Source organism: Tenacibaculum piscium (assembly GCF_021390715.1).
Classification (GTDB): Bacteria; Bacteroidota; Bacteroidia; order Flavobacteriales; family Flavobacteriaceae; genus Polaribacter; species Polaribacter piscius.
Genome location: NZ_JAJGWT010000031.1, coordinates 1 through 2,198 on the forward strand (window position 1 = coordinate 1; position 2,198 = coordinate 2,198).

General features: G+C 24.9%; 2 protein-coding genes and 1 pseudogene. All 3 read right to left on the reverse strand.

Annotation, left to right across the window (positions count from 1 at the left end; genetic code table 11):
* Window positions 1-881 precede the first annotated feature (881 nt).
* Window positions 882-1,211: a hypothetical protein gene (locus tag L0U77_RS11785; protein WP_193701524.1), complete on the reverse strand. Its 330-nt coding sequence runs from the start codon at window positions 1,209-1,211 to the stop codon at window positions 882-884.
* Window positions 1,212-1,264: 53 nt separating this feature from the next.
* On the reverse strand, window positions 1,265-1,579 hold the full coding sequence (locus L0U77_RS11790; RefSeq protein ID WP_193701523.1) for a hypothetical protein: 315 nt from the start codon (window positions 1,577-1,579) through the stop codon (window positions 1,265-1,267).
* Window positions 1,580-1,993: 414 nt separating this feature from the next.
* A pseudogene (locus L0U77_RS11795) lies at window positions 1,994-2,198 on the reverse strand (hypothetical protein); the annotation flags it as partial.

A 2,198-nucleotide genomic window follows, 5' to 3' on the forward strand; every position in this document is an offset into this window, starting at 1 on the left:
TTTCAAAGTTGAAGTTAAAGTCTTGAAATCTCAAAATGTTATTCCTGAATTGTTGCTTTTCAGGGATGAGTGGTAAATTACGCACAACGGATTTGTATATGATTTGTTGCGTKATTCKGGACTAAATTTAGTAAAAAAAANTCGGAATAGAAAATCCCCCAAGGGATTTTCGTATGTAGGCGAAAACCAGCAATTAATTATATACGTTGTTAGTTTTTCGTTGCGAAACATTTTTATAAGCACGTTTTTTTTGCGTTTCTAAGTTTTTCAAGAATTTAAAATTCAAGATTTGTTTATGTTTTATTTTTTCTTTAAAATTCTAAACATTCTTTTTTAGATTCACGTAAAACAGGTTTTTTCACGAGTTTAAAATTCAAAATTTGTTATATTTCATTTAACTTTTTCTTTAAAATTCTAAACATTCTTTTTTGGATTTACGAAAACCAGCAATTTTTTTACGAGTTTAAAATTCAGAGTTTTTTATTAAACTTTTTCTTTAAAAATCTAAACTTTCTTTTTTATATTTACGTAAAACAGCGATTTTTCACGAGTTTAAAGATTTTCAATTTGTTTATTTTTTTCTGAACTTTTTCTTTAAAATTCTAAAGTTTATTTTTTAGATTCAAGCAAAACAACATTTTTTTACGAGTTTATAAATTCATGATTTATTCATTTTAATTATTTAAATATTCTCGATAATTCTCTTTTTTCTTTAATATTCTCATTTTTTCTGAGCAATGAAAACTAACGTTTTGTATATGGTTTGTTGCGTTTTTGAAGCACTAAATTTAGTAAATAAAAACGGAATAGAAAATCCCCTAAGGATTTTCGTAAGTAGGCTAGCACTAGCAATAAATTATATACGGTGTTACCCACTGGCTTTATTTTTTTAAATTATTTTTTTCTTTAATTCTATTGTATTCTGTATGAAAGAAAAGTAAGTATCGTTCTATTGTTGTCTTTCGTTTTCCGTGTAAAGAATGACTGATAGAACTTTTAAAAGGATGATTTTCACAATGCGAAAGTTTTATAGTAAGCTCATCCCATATATTTTTCCATTCATTTTTGAGTTTAGGGTTTATTAGAGTTTGAGACAATGAGTAAGCATATTCAAGCTCGTCAGCATAGGTTTCAAGTTTCGTCTTTGCATTATCACTATCTAATGAGAATTTGTTATAAAATTTAATAAATTTTTTTTCATAATCGGTCATAATATTCCTTGTGATTTTTCACTTTTTTTAAATTAATTACTCAAAAATAAAACTTATAATTCTAAAATATTTGTCCATTTATCCAGAATACTTGAAAATTTTATAGACTTAGAAGTGCTTTCATATTTTTCACTTAAAGAGCTTGTTTCTAAATCTCCAAATAATTCAATTATTTGGTCAATATACTCAGATTTTAAATCAATAACATAATGGTTAGCCTCCTTATCATTTAATTTATTATGCTTAGCTGATTTCTCAATTTCGTTATTTTTAAGAATTCTAATTATTTCATGAATAATCTCATTATTGTTAATTTTAAAAAGTTCATTTCTAGTTTCTACTAATGTTTTAAAGTCTATTGAACCCATATTTAAATCAAATTAAGGGAATATTTTGGCGCTTGTGGGTAACGAATTTGTATATGATTTGTTGCGTGATTCGTGACTAAATTTAGTAAAAAAAATCGGAATAGAAAATCCCCCAAGGGATTTTCGTAAGTAGGCTAGTACTAGCAATTAATTATATACGTTGTTGTAAATAGTAGCTTTTTGTTTATTCCTAACTTTGATTATTAAATTACTATTCAAAAATTCTATAAAATTTAAAATTCTATAAACGAGTTAAAAAACATTTCAAAACTCTTTTTTGAAAACTATAAATATTCTCAATTTTTTCTTCTTTTTCTTAAATTNGTTTTNGATTCAGATTTTACAAACGAGTTAAAAACATTTCAGAACTTTTTCTTGAAWACTAGAAATATTCTTAATTTTTTCTTCTTTTTCTTAAATTTGTTTTGATTCAGATTCTAYAAACGAGTTAAAAAACATTTCAAAAAAGAGTTTTGAAATGTTTTTTAACTCGTTTATAGAATTTTTTCTTATTTTTCTAACAAGGCTAATTTCTTTTTTAGTGAGTGATGTTGTAGGTTTTTCGGCTCTTTTAACGTCGTTATTATGTTGTTGCATGTGTTCGGATAGGATTTGATAT